General features: G+C 75.2%; 15 protein-coding genes. 4 read left to right on the plus strand and 11 right to left on the minus strand.

From position 1 onward, the window contains the following. Positions 1-3 precede the first annotated feature (3 nt). Positions 4-504, plus strand: coding sequence for a DUF1269 domain-containing protein (locus C229_RS0104555; protein WP_018653895.1), 501 nt, complete (start codon positions 4-6; stop codon positions 502-504). Here C229_RS0104555 and C229_RS34630 read toward each other — a convergent pair. Further along, on the minus strand, positions 501-653 hold the full coding sequence (locus tag C229_RS34630) for a hypothetical protein (protein WP_169513807.1): 153 nt from the start codon (positions 651-653) through the stop codon (positions 501-503). The genes C229_RS0104555 and C229_RS34630 overlap by 4 nt on opposite strands. A gap of 18 nt (positions 654-671) precedes the next feature. On the opposite strand from C229_RS34630, the gene C229_RS0104565 reads away from it, so the two are divergent. Then, on the plus strand, positions 672-1,301 hold the full coding sequence (locus C229_RS0104565) for a hypothetical protein (RefSeq protein ID WP_018653897.1): 630 nt from the start codon (positions 672-674) through the stop codon (positions 1,299-1,301). Positions 1,302-1,303: 2 nt separating this feature from the next. Here the strand turns inward: C229_RS0104565 and C229_RS0104570 are convergent, their stop codons facing one another. From C229_RS0104570 to C229_RS0104600, 7 genes are read right to left on the minus strand one after another with little or no spacing between them, the layout of a single operon-like run. Further along, positions 1,304-2,572: a hypothetical protein gene (locus tag C229_RS0104570; protein WP_018653898.1), complete on the minus strand. Its 1,269-nt coding sequence runs from the start codon at positions 2,570-2,572 to the stop codon at positions 1,304-1,306. Beyond that, positions 2,569-2,931 (minus strand): hypothetical protein, encoded by a 363-nt coding sequence (locus tag C229_RS29380; protein WP_018653899.1) that lies wholly within the window; start codon positions 2,929-2,931, stop codon positions 2,569-2,571. The genes C229_RS0104570 and C229_RS29380 overlap by 4 nt, the downstream gene beginning before the upstream one ends. Continuing rightward, positions 2,928-4,010, minus strand: coding sequence for a molybdopterin-dependent oxidoreductase (locus C229_RS0104580; RefSeq protein ID WP_018653900.1), 1,083 nt, complete (start codon positions 4,008-4,010; stop codon positions 2,928-2,930). The genes C229_RS29380 and C229_RS0104580 overlap by 4 nt, the downstream gene beginning before the upstream one ends. Continuing rightward, the gene (locus C229_RS0104585; protein ID WP_018653901.1) at positions 4,007-4,618 is read right to left on the minus strand and encodes a class I SAM-dependent methyltransferase; all 612 of its coding nucleotides are present in this window, start codon (positions 4,616-4,618) and stop codon (positions 4,007-4,009) included. Before C229_RS0104585 ends, C229_RS0104580 begins: the two co-directional genes overlap by 4 nt. Continuing rightward, the gene (locus C229_RS0104590; RefSeq protein ID WP_018653902.1) at positions 4,615-5,229 is read right to left on the minus strand and encodes a TIGR04282 family arsenosugar biosynthesis glycosyltransferase; all 615 of its coding nucleotides are present in this window, start codon (positions 5,227-5,229) and stop codon (positions 4,615-4,617) included. Before C229_RS0104590 ends, C229_RS0104585 begins: the two co-directional genes overlap by 4 nt. Then, entirely contained in the window at positions 5,226-5,867 is a 642-nt protein-coding gene (locus tag C229_RS0104595; RefSeq protein WP_240487073.1) for a glycosyltransferase family 2 protein, read from the minus strand. The genes C229_RS0104590 and C229_RS0104595 overlap by 4 nt, the downstream gene beginning before the upstream one ends. Positions 5,868-5,880: 13 nt before the next feature. Next, the gene (locus tag C229_RS0104600; protein ID WP_026313432.1) at positions 5,881-6,864 is read right to left on the minus strand and encodes an NAD-dependent epimerase/dehydratase family protein; all 984 of its coding nucleotides are present in this window, start codon (positions 6,862-6,864) and stop codon (positions 5,881-5,883) included. 116 nt (positions 6,865-6,980) lie between these two features. Between C229_RS0104600 and C229_RS0104605 the strand changes: the two genes are divergently transcribed. Next, the gene (locus C229_RS0104605; protein ID WP_018653905.1) at positions 6,981-7,571 is read left to right on the plus strand and encodes a class I SAM-dependent methyltransferase; all 591 of its coding nucleotides are present in this window, start codon (positions 6,981-6,983) and stop codon (positions 7,569-7,571) included. Here the strand turns inward: C229_RS0104605 and C229_RS32595 are convergent. Continuing rightward, entirely contained in the window at positions 7,561-9,561 is a 2,001-nt protein-coding gene (locus C229_RS32595) for an NACHT domain-containing protein (RefSeq protein WP_018653906.1), read from the minus strand. The genes C229_RS0104605 and C229_RS32595 overlap by 11 nt on opposite strands. Positions 9,562-9,606: 45 nt before the next feature. Here C229_RS32595 and C229_RS29390 point away from each other — a divergent pair, with 45 nt between their 5' ends. Further along, on the plus strand, positions 9,607-10,317 hold the full coding sequence (locus tag C229_RS29390) for a DedA family protein (RefSeq protein ID WP_018653907.1): 711 nt from the start codon (positions 9,607-9,609) through the stop codon (positions 10,315-10,317). Here C229_RS29390 and C229_RS0104620 read toward each other — a convergent pair. Then, a complete protein-coding gene (locus tag C229_RS0104620; protein ID WP_018653908.1) occupies positions 10,314-11,348 on the minus strand; it encodes an AI-2E family transporter in 1,035 nt (344 codons plus the stop codon). The genes C229_RS29390 and C229_RS0104620 overlap by 4 nt on opposite strands. A gap of 261 nt (positions 11,349-11,609) precedes the next feature. After that, the gene (gene alaS, locus C229_RS0104625) at positions 11,610-14,234 is read right to left on the minus strand and encodes an alanine--tRNA ligase (RefSeq protein WP_018653909.1); all 2,625 of its coding nucleotides are present in this window, start codon (positions 14,232-14,234) and stop codon (positions 11,610-11,612) included. Between the last annotated feature and the right edge of the window lie 58 nt (positions 14,235-14,292).

The following is a 14,292-nucleotide window of genomic DNA, read 5'->3' on the forward strand; positions in this document are numbered from 1 at the left end:
CCGATGAGCGACCTCATCGCCGTCGCCTATCCCGACCTCGCCACCGCCGAACAGGCCCGCGACAAGCTCGCGGACCTCCAGCGCCGCCACCTGATCAAACTGGAGGACCTCGTCGTCGTCGAACGGCGGCAGGACGGGAACATCAAGCTGCACCAGTCGACCAAGCTCGTCGCGGGCGGCGCGCTCGGCGGCGCCGCGTGGGGCGGCCTGATCGGGCTGATCTTCCTCAACCCGCTGCTCGGCATGGCGATCGGCGGCGCCACCGGCGCGGCCGTCGGCGCCGCCACCGACCTCGGCGTCAACGACGACTTCATGCGCGACCTCGGCCAGGGCCTCAGCCCGGGCGCGTCGGCGGTGTTCGTCCTCGTCGACTCGTTCACGCCCGACAAGGTCGTGCCCGAGCTGGCCCCGCTCGGCGGGCAGCTCATCAGCACGTCACTGTCGGACTCGGCCGAGGAACGGCTGCGCGAGGCCGTCGCGGCGGCGCGGCGCGAGCCGTCCTAGCCGTCGCGTTCCGCGACCCGTTCGTGCAGCTTCGTGCGGATCTCGTCGGGCGTGTAGGCACGGCGTTTCCGCTCGGACCGGGCGATCACCGCGCCGGTAGCCGCGACACCGACGAATCCGGCGATACCCAGGGCTTTCCACCATCGCATGTCGCTACGGTAACGGGTATGCCCGCCACAAGCGTGACTCTGGACGAGGCCGTCGAGCTGACCCGCACCGGCGACCTCTGGCTCTTCCGCGGCCGCACCCGCGCCGACCGCGCCATCCAGACGCTCACCAACAGCCCCGTCAACCACGTCGGCATGGCCATCGTCCCCGACGACCTGCCGCCGCTGATGTGGCACGCCGAACTCGGCCGCTCACTGCGCGACGCCTGGACCGGCGGCCACCACCGCGGCGCCCAGTTGCACGACCTGCGCGACGCCGTCCGCACCTGGTGCGACCGCTACGACCAGCGCGCCTGGCTGCGCCAGCTCGAACCGCCCGCCGACCGCGCCATGGAGGACGCCGCGCTGCGCACCGTCGCCCGGCTGGACGGCACGCCGTTCCCCACCTCGACCCGGCTGCTGTCGCGCTGGCTGCGCGCCCGCGTCCCGATCCGCCGCCCCGAGGAACGCGACCCGAACCTGGAGACGGCGTTCTGCGCGGAGATCGTCGCCTCCACCTACCAGGACATGGGCCTGCTGCCCCGCGACCGCCGCCCCGACTGGTTCGACCCGGGCCGCTTCTGGAGCGGCGACGACCTCGACCTGCGCGACGGCGCCGCCCTCGGCGGCGAGATCCCCGTCGTCGGCTGAGGTCACCACTCCGACAGCACGAACCCCTGGATCGCCAGCGCGGTGACCGCCTGCGCCGCCAGGAGCAGCCGGGCCGGGGGCCGGTGCAGCACCGCGAGCGGGACCATCCAGAGCGCGAAGGGCAGCCAGATGCGCTCGACCTCGCCCCGGGTGACGCCCGACAGGTCGAGGGCGAGGGTGCCGACGAGCGCGGCGGCGGCGAGCCAGACCAGCGGGCTGCGGCGGTGCCGCCGGGTCTCGGGGAGGGCCATGGCCGTCGCCGGGCCGGTGAGCAGCGCCAGGACGGCGACGTTCGCCACGGCGAAGTAGGCGTAGGTGCGCTGCGCGGAGCCCCGGCTGATCAGGTACGTCTCGTGGGTGGCCGCCACCCCGTCGAACCACCAGAAACCGGCGGCGGTGAAGGCCGCCGGGACGACCACCAGGCCGCACACCAGCGCCGCCCACACCGGCCAGGCCGGACGGCGGACGATCAGGACGACCAGCGGCACGGCGAACAGCGGCAGCAGCCCGTAGCTCAGATACGGCAGCGAGCCCAGCAGCAGCCCCGACGCCACGGCCCACGGCCACGCCGCGCGGCTCCGCGTCGCGAGGGCGAGGAACGCCGTGCCCCAGGCGCCGACGCCGAGGAAGAACGCGTCCATCGACGTCGCGACCCAGACCGCCAGCGGTGCCAGGACCAGGAACGGCAGCGCCCGGCGGGCCACGGACTCGTCCGTCAGGACCCGGAGCGTCAGCGCCACCGCCGGGACGGCCGACGCCCCGGCGCCGATCACCAGGGCCGCCGACCAGCCGGTGCCGTGCAGGCCGACCGCGTCCAGCGCCCACACGACGAGCGTCGGCAGCGGCGGATGCCCGCGCACGTGGGTCGTGTAGGCGTAGAGGCGGTCGGCGAAGGTGCGGACCCACAGGCCCGGGTCGGCGTCGACGGCGCCGATCGCGGCCGGGTACTCGGTGGGCGCCTCCAGCGGGCGGGTCAGCGAGCCGGGCCCGTCCGCGACGGCGAGCACGACGGCCCAGCCCGCCGCGAGCGCCCAGCTCGCGGGGAGCAGCCACCGCCACGGCAGCCGCGCGGCCAGCGGCGGCAGCGCCGCGACGGCGACGGCCGCGCCCGCCACCGCCGGGACGATCCACGCCGACGGGAGCTGCGGATGGGCGTGCAGCGGCGGCAGCGCGTCCTCGGTCTCGATTCCCGCGCGCCGCAGCACGTCCCCGACGACGAAGGCGCCCGCGACGAGCAGCGCCCACAGCGCGAGCGGAACCCAGCGCCTCACCGCGCCCGCCGCATCCGCACCAGCGACGCCGTCACGATCATCACCGCGAGCACGACCACCAGGTTCCGCCCGTAATCTTGCGGCAGAATCGACGGATTGTCCGGCCGCTCCCCCAGCCGCAGCACCATCGGCAGCGCGATCAGGGTCACCACCAGGCACGCCGCCGCCGTCGCCCGCAGCCACGGCCACCGGCTCAGCAGCGTCCCCGCCGCCAGCGCGAGCGGCAGCGCCACGAGGTCGTGCGCGATCACCATCCCGGCGAACCACACCAGCCATCCCAGCGGCTCCGATTCCCGGACGATCCCCAGCAGCCCGTACAGGATCGCCGCCGCGCCCACCGCGTACCCGACCTTGATCACGTCACGACCAGCTCCCCGACCCACTTGGTCTGCATGACGCCGGGCCGGTTCGGCGCGACGAGCCGCAGCGGCGCGCCGTGGTCGGCGTCCAGCGGGGCGCCGTTGACGCCGAGTGCCAGCAGCGTCAGCGGATCGCGCGCGTGCGGCGCGTCCAGCCACGACCGCCGGTAGACCCCGGTCCGTTCCAGCGACTCGACGCGCACCCGCGCGTCCGGCGCCGCCCCGGCCAGGTCCAGCAGGTCGCGGACGCGGACGCCCGTCCAGGTCGCGGACGCGCTCCACCCCTCGACGCACGCGATCGGCAGCCGCTCGGTGCGCTGCGGCAGCGCGCGCAGGTCGGCGCGCGACAGCACCAGCGGGCGCGCGACGCGTCCGGTCACGCGGAGGCGCCACCCGTCGTCGTTCGCCAGCGCGGTGGTGCCCGCCGCGTACGCGCTGCGGTTCACCGGCAGCTCCTGCGGCCCGGTCCGGGGCAGGCGCGGGGCCAGCAGCGCGAGCCGGGCCAGCGGACGCAGCGTCTCCCCCACCGTCGTCAGCACCACGACCCCGCTCGTCGCCCCCACCGCGAGCAGGAACCGGCGCCGGGGCACCGCGTCGTCCGGCTTCGTCATCATCGCGTGCGCGACCTTGCGGCGCTGGTTCAGCGCGTGGACGAGCACCGCCCCGGCGAGAATCCACGCCGTCCAGTAGTGCGCGACGGTGAAGAAGAACGGGAACGGATACCAGTACGCGATGTTGAACAGCCCGGTGACGACCTGGAACAGCGCCGCCGGCACCAGCAGCCCGACGACCGCGCGCTCCACCGCGTCCCCGGCGCCCAGGAACGGCGGCCACCGGAACAGCCGGGGGTAGACGGTCCACAGCTTGGCCAGCAGCAGCGGGATGATCGCCAGCCCGCCGATGACGTGCACGCCCTGCGTCACCCGGTACAGGTTCACCGGCCGCGACGGCCACGCCGCCCACGCGGGCGCGTTCTGCATGAAGTGGCTGACCAGGCCGGTGAGGAACACCGCGCCCAGGCTCGCCCCGAGCGCCACGCCCAGCCACGCGGCCAGCCGCTCGTCGTGCAGCGGGCTCATTCGAGGACGGCGAACCATCGCCCCGCCTCCTCCCACACGTCGGTCTCGGCGAACCCCGCGACCGACGCGTACGCGACGATGTCGGCCGCCGACACGTGCGCCCAGGGGAACCATTCGCCGATCGCGCCGGGACGCCGCAGCCGCAGCCGCTCCACCCGGGACGCCAGCCCCGGCTCCGCCAGCTCGGCCAGCACCCGACCGCTCGGCGCCAGCCGCCGCGCGCGCCGCAGCAGCGCCACCGGGTCGCCGCCGATGCCGATGTTGCCGTCCGCGAGCAGCACCGTCCCCCAGTCGCCCTCGCCGGGCAGCGGCCCGAACACGTCCCGGCACAGCGCCGGTCCGCCCGCCGCGACGGTCAGCGCGATGGCCGACGCCGCGACGTCGATGCCGAGCGCCAGCACGCCGCGCTCCGTCAGCGCCACGGTCAGGCGGCCGGGGCCCGAGCCGACGTCCAGAACCGGTCCCCGCGCGCGATCGAGCAGGCCCCGGTCGCCGGGCCGCAGCGTCCGCCACGTCTCGACCGGCAGCGGACGGCGGTGCCCGGCGGCGTCCTCGATCTCGACGCCGCCCGCGCCGTCGAGCGCCCGCGCGTACAGCGGCCCGATCACGGGACGTTCCGGACGGCCGCCGCGAACCGCCCGCCGGGCGCCTGCGCGGCGACGGCGGCGGCATCGGCGGCGGTGTCGACGTCGCGCAGCGTGGGCAGCACCGCGACGCTGCGCCCGCGCAGCCGGTCGAGCTGGACGCGGCCGGTGTCGGGACGCGACATCGGGACGCCGCGCACCACGTCCCCGTCGGGCTCGCGCAGGCCGAGCAGCCAGAAGCCGCCGTCGGCGGCGGGGCCGAACACGGCATCGTGGCCGGTGAGCGCGTGCAGGGCGTCGAGGAGATGGCCCGGGGTGACCTGCGGGGTGTCCATGCCGATGAGGACGACGGGACCGTCCGGGCAGCTCTCGAAGGCGTGCGCGATGCGCTCGTCCAGCCCGCCGGTCCGCTGCGCGACGACGTCCACCCCCGGCGGCAGCCACGGCCCGGGTCGTCCGCGCAGCACCACGACGCGGTGGGCGGCCGGGGTACCCACGACGGCGGCGAGCGTGTCGGCCAGCGACGCGGCGGCCAGCGCGGCGGCCTGCTCCGGCGAGTACGGCGGCGTCAGCCGCGTCTTGACCTGCCCCGGCACCGGCTCCTTCGCGATCACCGCGAGCGTTCCGGCCGTCATCGGGCGACCTGAGCGAGAACGCGCCGCATGTCACGGACCGCCCGGACCGTGCCGCCGAGGGTGCCCGTCACCTTGGAGTCGCCGGTGCGCGGATAGTACGGAACGTCCAGCTCGGCGATCCGCCAGCCGTGCTCGGCCGCCCGCACGACCATCTCCAGCGGGTAGCCGAACCGCCGGTCGGTCAGCCCGAGGCCGAGCACGTCCCCGCGCCGGGCCGCGCGCATCGGGCCGAGGTCGCGCAGCCGCGTGCCCGCCCGCCGGTTGAGCTGCCGGGCCAGCACGGCGTTGCCGAGCCGGGCGTGCGGCGGCCAGGCGCCGCGCCCACGCGGACGGCGGCGGCCCAGCACCAGATCGGCGCCGTCCAGCGCGGCGACGAGCCGGGGCAGGTCGCGCGGGTCGAGCGAGGCGTCGGCGTCCAGCACGCAGACGACATCGGCGGTAGCGGCGGAAAGCCCGTGGTGGCAGGCTTCACCGAACCCGCGCCGGGGCGCGTGCACGACCAGCGCGCCGTGCGCGGCGGCCACCTCCGCCGACCCGTCGGTGGAACCGTTGTCGACCACGATGGGCCGGTAGCCGTCGGGCATCCGCGTCAGCACCCAGGGCAGCGCGGCGGCCTCGTCCAGACACGGCAGGATCACGTCGGCGCCCACCTCAGCCGCCCACCGCGAACGCCGCCACGCCCTCGCCGAACGGCACCCGCGCCGCGAAGCCCAGCTCGTCGCGCGCCCGGCCGGGCGCGGCGACGATGTGCCGGACGTCGCCCAGCCGGAACCGCCCGGTGACGACCGGTTCGGGACCGCCGTACGCGTCGGCCATCGCCCCGGCCATCTCCCCGATGGTGCGCGGCGTGCCGCTCGCGACGTTGTAGGCGCGCAGCGTGCCCGCGTCCGGCGGGTTCTCCAGTGCCAGCAGGTTCGCGCGGGCGACGTCGCGCACGTGCACGAAGTCGCGGCGCTGCGCGCCGTCCTCGAACACCAGCGGCGGCTCGCCGCGCTCCAGCCGCGACCGGAACAGCGCCGCGACGCCCGCGTAGGGCGTGTCCCGGGGCATCCGGGGCCCGTAGACGTTGTGGTAGCGCAGCGCGGCCACCGACCCCTCCGTCATCCGCGCCCACGACGCCGCCAGGTGCTCCTGCGCCGTCTTGCTGTCGGCGTAGGCGTTGCGGGGGTCGAGGCGGGCGTCCTCGGTGACGGTGCCGGGCAGCAGCGCCGCGCCGCAGCGCGGGCACGGCGGCTCGAACCGGCCCGCCCGCAGCGCCTCCCCGGCGCGCGGGCCCGGCGCCACGGCGCCGTGCTCGGCGCACCGGTAGGCGCCCTCGCCGTACACGACCATCGACGACGCCAGCACGAGCGCGGCGACGCCCGCCCGCGCCATCTCGGCGAGCAGCACGGCGGTGCCCTGCACGTTGTGCGAGGTGTAGTCGGGCAGGTCGGACACGTCCACGCCGAGCCCGACCTTGGCCGCCTGGTGGCACACGGCGTCCACGCCGCGCAGCGCGCGGGCGACGTCGCCCGCGTCGCGGACGTCCTGTCCGGTGCGCAGGTCGAACGGCCGGACGTCGTGGCCGGCCGCGTCCAGCGCCTCGGCGACGGCGCCGCCGATGAAGCCCGACGCGCCGGTGAGCAGCACTCGCATGCAGGTGACGCTAGGCGTCCCAGGAACGGTTTCGGCCCACCTCACCGGAACCGTTCGGACTCCGTAAGAAGTCTTTGCCCGCGCCCCCGAGGGTCGTCCGGCGGTACGGTGACCGGGTGGGTTCCGACGCGTCCGTCCTCTTCCGCGAGTTCCTCCGCGATCCTGTGCGCGTGGGCGCGATCGCGCCCAGTGGGCGACTTCTCACCGACGTGCTCGCGCGGGTCGTCCCCCGCGACGGCGTCGTCGTCGAACTCGGCCCCGGCACCGGCGCCGTCACCGCCGCGATCCGCCGCCGGGCGCCGCTGCGCCAGCTCGCCGCCGAGGTGAACCCCCGGCTCGCCGGGCTCGTCGCCGGCCGGTGGCCGGACGTCGAGGTCGCGTGCGTCGACGCCGCCGACCTCGGGCACGTCCTCGCCGGACGGGGCGTCGGGCCCGTCGACGCGGTCGTCAGCAGCCTGCCGTGGGCGGTGCTGCCCGCCGACCGGCAGCGCGCCATCCTGAGCCTGGTCCGCGACGCCCTCACCGACGACGGCTGCTTCACCACCTACGCCTATGTCCACGCACTCTGGGCACCTCCGGCGCGGCGCCTCGCGTCGGCTCTTTCCGCCTCATTCGCCTCGGTGTCCGTCAGTCCGGTCATCTGGGCCAACCTGCCCCCGGCCATCGTCTACCGGGCGAGACGCCCGCGCCGGGACGTCACGGCGTAGTGCGCTCCGCCAGCGCCTCCCGCACCACCTTGTGCCGGAACTCGTACACCGCGCCCACCTGCCGCAGCGCGCCGCGCCGGTGCGCCTCCTCCAGGAACGCCAGCGTCCGCCACGGCAGCCGCCCGCGCGGCACCAGGAGCAGCCGCGCGAACGTGTAGTGCATCCATCCGATGACGCCCGCGTTGTCCACCCGGAACGCCGCCAGCCAGACCGGCCCGTACAGGAACGCGCCCGACAGTCCGCAGAAGAGGCCGAAGACCGCCCCGTAGAGCACGTCCACCGCGAAACCGACCACGGCGCCCGTCGTCAGGCCGTAGGTGAGACCGAACGTCACCGCGACCCAGACGTCCTGGTGCAGCAGCCGCCGGGGCGTCACCGGACGGACCGTCGCGTCGGGCTTCGCCCACAGGTAGACGAAGCCGATCGGCACCCCGAGGACGAGCCCGGCGGGCACGCCGAACGCCAGCCCCTCCCGGATGCTGCACACCACGACCGCGACCGCGCCGACGACCATCGCCCCCGCCAGCGGCGCCACCGGCGAGCGCAGGTCGCCCAGGTACAGCGCCGACGGCGGCGGCAGCGTCCGCGCCGCCGCCACGGCCATCACCAGCGCGAACGCCGCGCCGATGACCACGCCCGCGAGCGTGCCCCACAGCAGCGCGAAGCCCAGGCCGATCGCCGGGCCGACCGTGACGGCGCCGAAGACGGCCGACAGCACCCGGTCCGGCGTCCGGACGTAACGGGACAGTTCCCACCAGCGGATCGTCCCGTCGGCGGGCAGCCCCGCCGCCAGGTACCGCAGCCAGCGTTCGGCGTCGCGCCCCTCCCAGCCGCGCCGCCGCTCGTCCAGCGGCAGCGTCCCGAACAGCGCGGGGACCAGCGCTCCGGCGAGATGGCGCTCGATCGCCTCGGTCGTCGGGAACTGGGCGGTACGGAGCAGATCGCGGGGGTCGCGGGCGGGATGGCGGTAGACGTCCCGGGCCAGCGCCGCCATCAGCGGCGTCCGCAGCGTCCGCGCGAGCCGTCCGCCCGGACGCCGCCGCACGCGGTCCAGCACCTGCACCCAGCGGGCGGCCTGCTCGGGTGTGCAGCCGTGCGCGAAGAAGTCGGGGTCCAGGTCGGCCACCGCGAGGGGTTCGATCGTGGCGTGCGCCGCGCCCGCGACCGTGATGCCGCCCGCGCGCTGCGCCGCGTCGTAGTCGTCCTCGCGGCAGGTGAGGACGAGGTCGGTGAGCCCGGCGCGGCCGATCTCCCGGAGCGCGCGGACGCGCAGGTCGGCCCGGATCTCGTCCAGGCCGTCCAGCACGAACAGCAGCGCGCCCGGCGCGCGGACGAGCCGTTCCGGCATGTCCTTGCCCATCGCGTCCCGGCCGCGCAGGAACGGGTAGTCCTCCGCGAGCCGCCGGGCCAGCCACGTCCGGAGGCCGTTCAGTTCCGGGTTCCACGACGCCAGCGACACGTACACCGGCGCGATGTCCCCGGCCGTCCGCAGTTCGGCCACCCCGCGCGTCAGCAGCACCGCCAGCGCCGACTTCCCGCTGCCCGCCCCGCCGACGACGACCAGCCGCCGCGCGCCCGTCGCCCGGTACGCGTCGAGGACCTGCACGGGACCGTTCAGCTCCCGGACCTGCGGCGGCCCCGGGTTCGCGGCGGCGTTCCGGACCGACCAGCGCAGCGTCAGCAGCCGGTCGTTGTCGCCCAGGCTGCGGGTGATCGACTCCTCGTGCCACTGGTCGCGGACGGCGGCGGCCAGCTCCTCGACGGCCGCCGCGAGCCCGTCGGCGGAACCGGGCGGCGCGGGCAGCGCGCGGCGGCTCAGCAGCGCGGCCCAGACGGCGACGCCCAGCGACAGCAGCCCGGACGTCGCACCGACCAGGCTGGCGATCTTGTCGGCGTCGTCCAGCCCGGGCAGCGGGACGACGAACAGGACCGACGCGACGATCACCACGACAGCGGAGACGAGTATCCAGACGAGCACCCACCGACGCATACGTCCATCATTCGTGCTGCCGCCGCTCGTCCGCCACAGACAGCCGTGATCAGCCCGGAACCGGCCACGCACCTCGCTTCCCGCACGTCACCGGATAGGGTCGACGTACCGTGCGCCGTCCCCCGTCCGGCGCATACCGCCGGGGGGGGAGGCCGTCCCATCACCGCGCTCCTGGACCAGCTCGCCGCCCTCCCGCTGCCGTGGCTGCTCGCCGCTCTCGCGCTCCTCCTGGCCGCCGAGTCGGGCCTGCTCGCCGGGCTCCTGCTGCCCGGCGCCGCCACCGCCCTGACGGCGGGCTTCGTCACGCACCCGGCGCACGGCGGCCGTCCGCTCGTCGCGGTATGCGTCACGGTCGTCGCCGCCACCGCCGCCGGTGCCCACTGGGGCTACCTGCGCGGCACCCGCACCGGGCCGCTGACGGCGTTCGTCCGGCGCCGCCTCGGCCTCCGCCACGCGCGCGCCCTCGCCTACACGCGCTCCCACCCGGGCCGCACGATCTTCACCGGCCACTGCACCGGCGGCCTGCGTACGCTGCTCCCCCGGCTGGCCGCCGAGGCGGGCGTCCCCTACCGCCGCTTCGCCCTCGTCAACGCGGCCGGCGCGGTCACCTGGGGCGCCGGTCTCGTCCTGGCAGGCCGCACCGCAGGAACCGCCCTGGACGAGTACCGCACCCTCGTCGGCTTCGTCGGCGCCCCGCTGGTGGTCGCCGTCGCCGCGTGCTGGTTCGTCTACCGCCGCCGACTGCGCCCCGCCTAGACCGAGCCGCCCAGCAGGCGGGAGACCCAGCGTTTGCCCGGGTCGGCGTCGAGCAGGAGCGTCTTGGCGAGCATCGTCAGCGGGACCGCGAGGACGGCGCCGAGCGGGCCGAGCAGCCAGCCCCACACGACGAGCGACAGCATCGTCAGCGCCACCGACAGCCCGACCGCCTTGCCGAGGAAGCGCGGCAGGATCAGCGACTGGGTGACGAAGTTGCTCGCGCAGTAGGCGCCGATGACGCCCAGCATCGTCCACGGACCCTGGTCCAGCAGGCCGAGCAGGGCGGGCGGGATCAGGCCCAGCACGAAGCCGACGGTCGGGATGAAGTTGGCCAGGAACGATACGAACCCCCACAGCAGCGGCAGCGGGACGCCCAGCAGCGTGAGCGAGATCGTGTCGATCGCGGCCATCAGCAGGCCGAACACGGCGCTGACTATGATGTAGCGCTTGGTGTCGTCGGCGAAGCGGCCGAGCGCGTCGGCGAGGTCGCGGTGGCCGTGCCGCAGCTCGGCGATGCGCTCGTCCAGCGTCATCGAGTCGAGCGCCAGCCCGACCAGCGTGATCACGATGAGGACGACCGCCGACGACACCCCGATCGCGCTGGACAGGAAGCCCTGCACGATCGGCAGAACGCGCTCGGGGTCGAGGGTCGTCAGCGTCTCCCGGACCTTCGTCGGATCGACGCCCCACGCGCTGAGCCTGGCCGTGACGGTCGCCAGCAGCGCGTCGAACTCGCCCGTGTACGACGGCAGCATCGACGCCAGCTTCGCCGCCGACAGCCCGATCGCGGCCAGCAGGGCGAGCAGCACCAGCAGCACCGTCGCGAGCGGCGCCGCGAACACGACCCAGCCGGGCGCCCCCGCCCTCTTCAGCCACCCGCGCAGCGGACTGACGGCGATCGTGAAAATGACGGCGAGGAACACCGGCCCGACGATCGACCCGGCCTCGCGGATGCCCGCGAGCACCAGCACGGTCGCGCCCGCGCCGAGCAGGAACGTGAACCCGGGCGCCGCCCGTCTCGTCTCCGCCATCGGCCCCCCTCGATGATCAAAAGAGGTATAGCCGCTACCCACCGTGCCCAATCGGCTTCACACGGTTCGGGATTCGGACTTCCCCGGCCTGCGGGCGATCCGGCGATCGGGTTGTCCACAGGCTGAGGAAAGTTCGCCGGAAGGGCGGTCGGGGGGCCGAGCATGTGCTGCGAGACCGGATCGACGACGGGAGACGTCATGGCCCCGCAGCATCACCCGCACGAGCGCACCTCCGCCGCAGAGCGGGCCCGGCGGCTCGTCCTAGCGTGCGCCGAGAAGGTCCGCCACGGCCTGCACGGTGTCGGTGCCACCGGCCGGGCCCTGCGCCGTCTCGGGCGTGCCGCCGCCCCTGCCGCGCAGAGCCGTCCTGAGCAGGTCGGCGGCCGACAGGCCCCGGGCGCGGGCGGCGCCGTTCGTCGTCGCGACGGTGCTCTTCGGCCCCTCGACCACGACGACGGCCGGGCGGTCGCCCGCCATCCGGTCCCGGACGTGGCCCGCCAGGGCGCGGGGATCGCCGTCCGTCGAGGTCCCGACGTAGGCGACGCCGCCGAGGTCGGCGGCACCGTCCGCGAGCCGGGCGGCCTCGCCGGTCGTGCGCTCGTCGCGCAGCCGTGCGGCCTCCCGCTCGGCGTGCTTCACCCGGTCGACCAGCGCGGCGATCCGGTCCGGCAGCTCCGCCGCCGGGGCGCCGAGCTGCTCGGCGATCCGCGCGACGAGGTCGCGCTCGCGCGCCAGGTAGCGGAACCCCTCGATGCCCGTGACGGCCTCGACACGCCGCTGCCCCGCGCCCACCGACGACTCCCCCGTGATCGCGATCGTGCCGATCTGCGCGGCGCTGCGCACGTGCGTCCCGCCGCACAGCTCGCGCGACCACGCCCCGCCGATCTCCACCACGCGGACGGTGTCGTCGTAGGTCTCGCCGAACAGCGCGAGCGCGCCCAGCTCGCGCGCCTCCGGCAGCGGCATGTACCGCACGGCGACGGGCAGGTCGCGGCGCAGCGCGACGTTCGCCGCCTCCTCCACCTCCGACCGGATCGTCGCCGACAGCCCGCCGCGCCAGGCGAAGTCGAGCCGCAGGTGACCGGGCCGGTTGTACGAGCCGGACTGGAGCGCCGCCGGGCCGAGCACCTGCCGCAGCGCCGCGTGCACGACGTGCGTGCCCGAATGCGCCTGCCGCGCGCCGACCCGCCACTCGGGATCGACGTGCGCCCGTACGTGCGCACCGACCGCCAGCTCGCCGCCCGTCACCCGCACCAGATGGGTGACGAGCCCCCGCACCGGCCGCTGCACGTCCAGCACCTCGGCCGAGACGCCCGGCCCCTCGATCCGCCCGGCGTCGCTCTCCTGCCCGCCCGACTCGGCGTAGAACGGCGTCCGGTCGAGGACGAGCGTGACGACCGAGCCGTCCGGCGCGGTCGTCACCGGGACGCCGTCGCTGAAGATCGCCTGGATCACCGAGTCGGTGTCGAGGGTCTCGTACGCCAGCCACTCGGTCGGGCCGGACTCGTCCAGCACCGCCCGGTAGAGCCCGGTGTCGGCGTGCCCGGCCTTCTTGGCCAGCGCGTCCGCCTTGGCCAGGCGGCGCTGCTCGTCCATCAGCGCGCGGAAGCCGGCGACGTCCACGTCCAGGCCGCGCTCGGCCGCGATCTCGACCGTGAGGTCGATCGGGAAGCCGTAGGTGTCGTGCAGCCGGAACGCCGTCGCGGCGGGCAGCGCGCCGTCGCCGAGCGCCCGGTCGAGCAGCACGCTGCCCTGCTTGAGCGTCCCCCGGAACGCCTCCTCCTCGCCGTACGCGTACGACGCGATGCGCTCGAAGTCGGCGGCCAGCTCGGGATAGGAGGGCGCCATCGTGTCGCGGGCCACGGGCAGCAGCTCGGGCAGCGCCGGGTCGTCGTAGCCGAGCAGGCGCATGGCGCGCACGGCCCGCCGCAGGATGCGGCGCAGCACGTAGCCGCGTCCCTCGTTGGCCGGGGTGACGCCGTCGCCGATGAGCATCAGCGCGGTGCGGACGTGGTCGGCGACAACGCGCAGCCGCACGTCGTCGGGGTGGCTTTCGGCCGCCGACGGGCCCGAGCGCGCGCCGTAGTCCTTGCCGGTCAGTTCGGCGGCCCGGTCGAGGATGGGGCGGGTCTCGTCGATCTCGTACAGGTTGTCGACGCCCTGCAACAGCGTCGCCATGCGCTCCAGGCCCATGCCGGTGTCGATGTTCCTGGCGGGCAGCTCACCGACGATCGGGAAGTCGTCCTTGCCGGTGCCCGCGCCCCGCTCGTACTGCATGAAGACGAGGTTCCAGAACTCGATGTAGCGGTCCTCGTCGGCGTCGGGGCCGCCCTCGCGGCCGTAGGCGGGGCCGCGGTCGTAGAACAGCTCCGAGCACGGGCCGCAGGGGCCGGGCACGCCCATCGACCAGTAGTTGTCGGCCATGCCGCGCCGCACGAGCCGTTCCTCGGGCAGGCCGACGACGTCGCGCCACAGGCCGTACGCCTCGTCGTCGTCGCGGTGGACCGTCGCCCAGACTCGGTCCGGGTCCAGTCCGTACCCGCCCTCGGCGACCGGCGTGGTGGACAGGTCCCACGCGAAGCGGATCGCCTCCTCCTTGAAGTAGTCGCCGAAGGAGAAGTTCCCGTTCATCTGGAAGAACGTGCCGTGCCGGGTCGTCTTGCCGACCTCGTCGATGTCGATGGTGCGGACGCACTTCTGCACGCTCGTCGCGCGCGGGTAGGGCGCGCTCACCTGGCCGAGCAGGTACGGCTTGAACGGCACCATGCCCGCGTTCACGAACAGGAGGGTGGGATCATCGGCGGGCAGCGGGGCGCTCCCGACCACCGTGTGCCCGCGAGCCTCGAAATGCTCCAGGAATCGCCGCTTGACCTCTGCCGTCCGCATGCCACCCTCCCCTACTGCAACTCGTTTGCAATAACAGGGTACCGACGTGCCGGGCCCC

This window comes from Actinomadura flavalba DSM 45200 (assembly GCF_000374305.1).
Lineage (GTDB): Bacteria > Actinomycetota > Actinomycetes > Streptosporangiales > Streptosporangiaceae > Spirillospora > Spirillospora flavalba.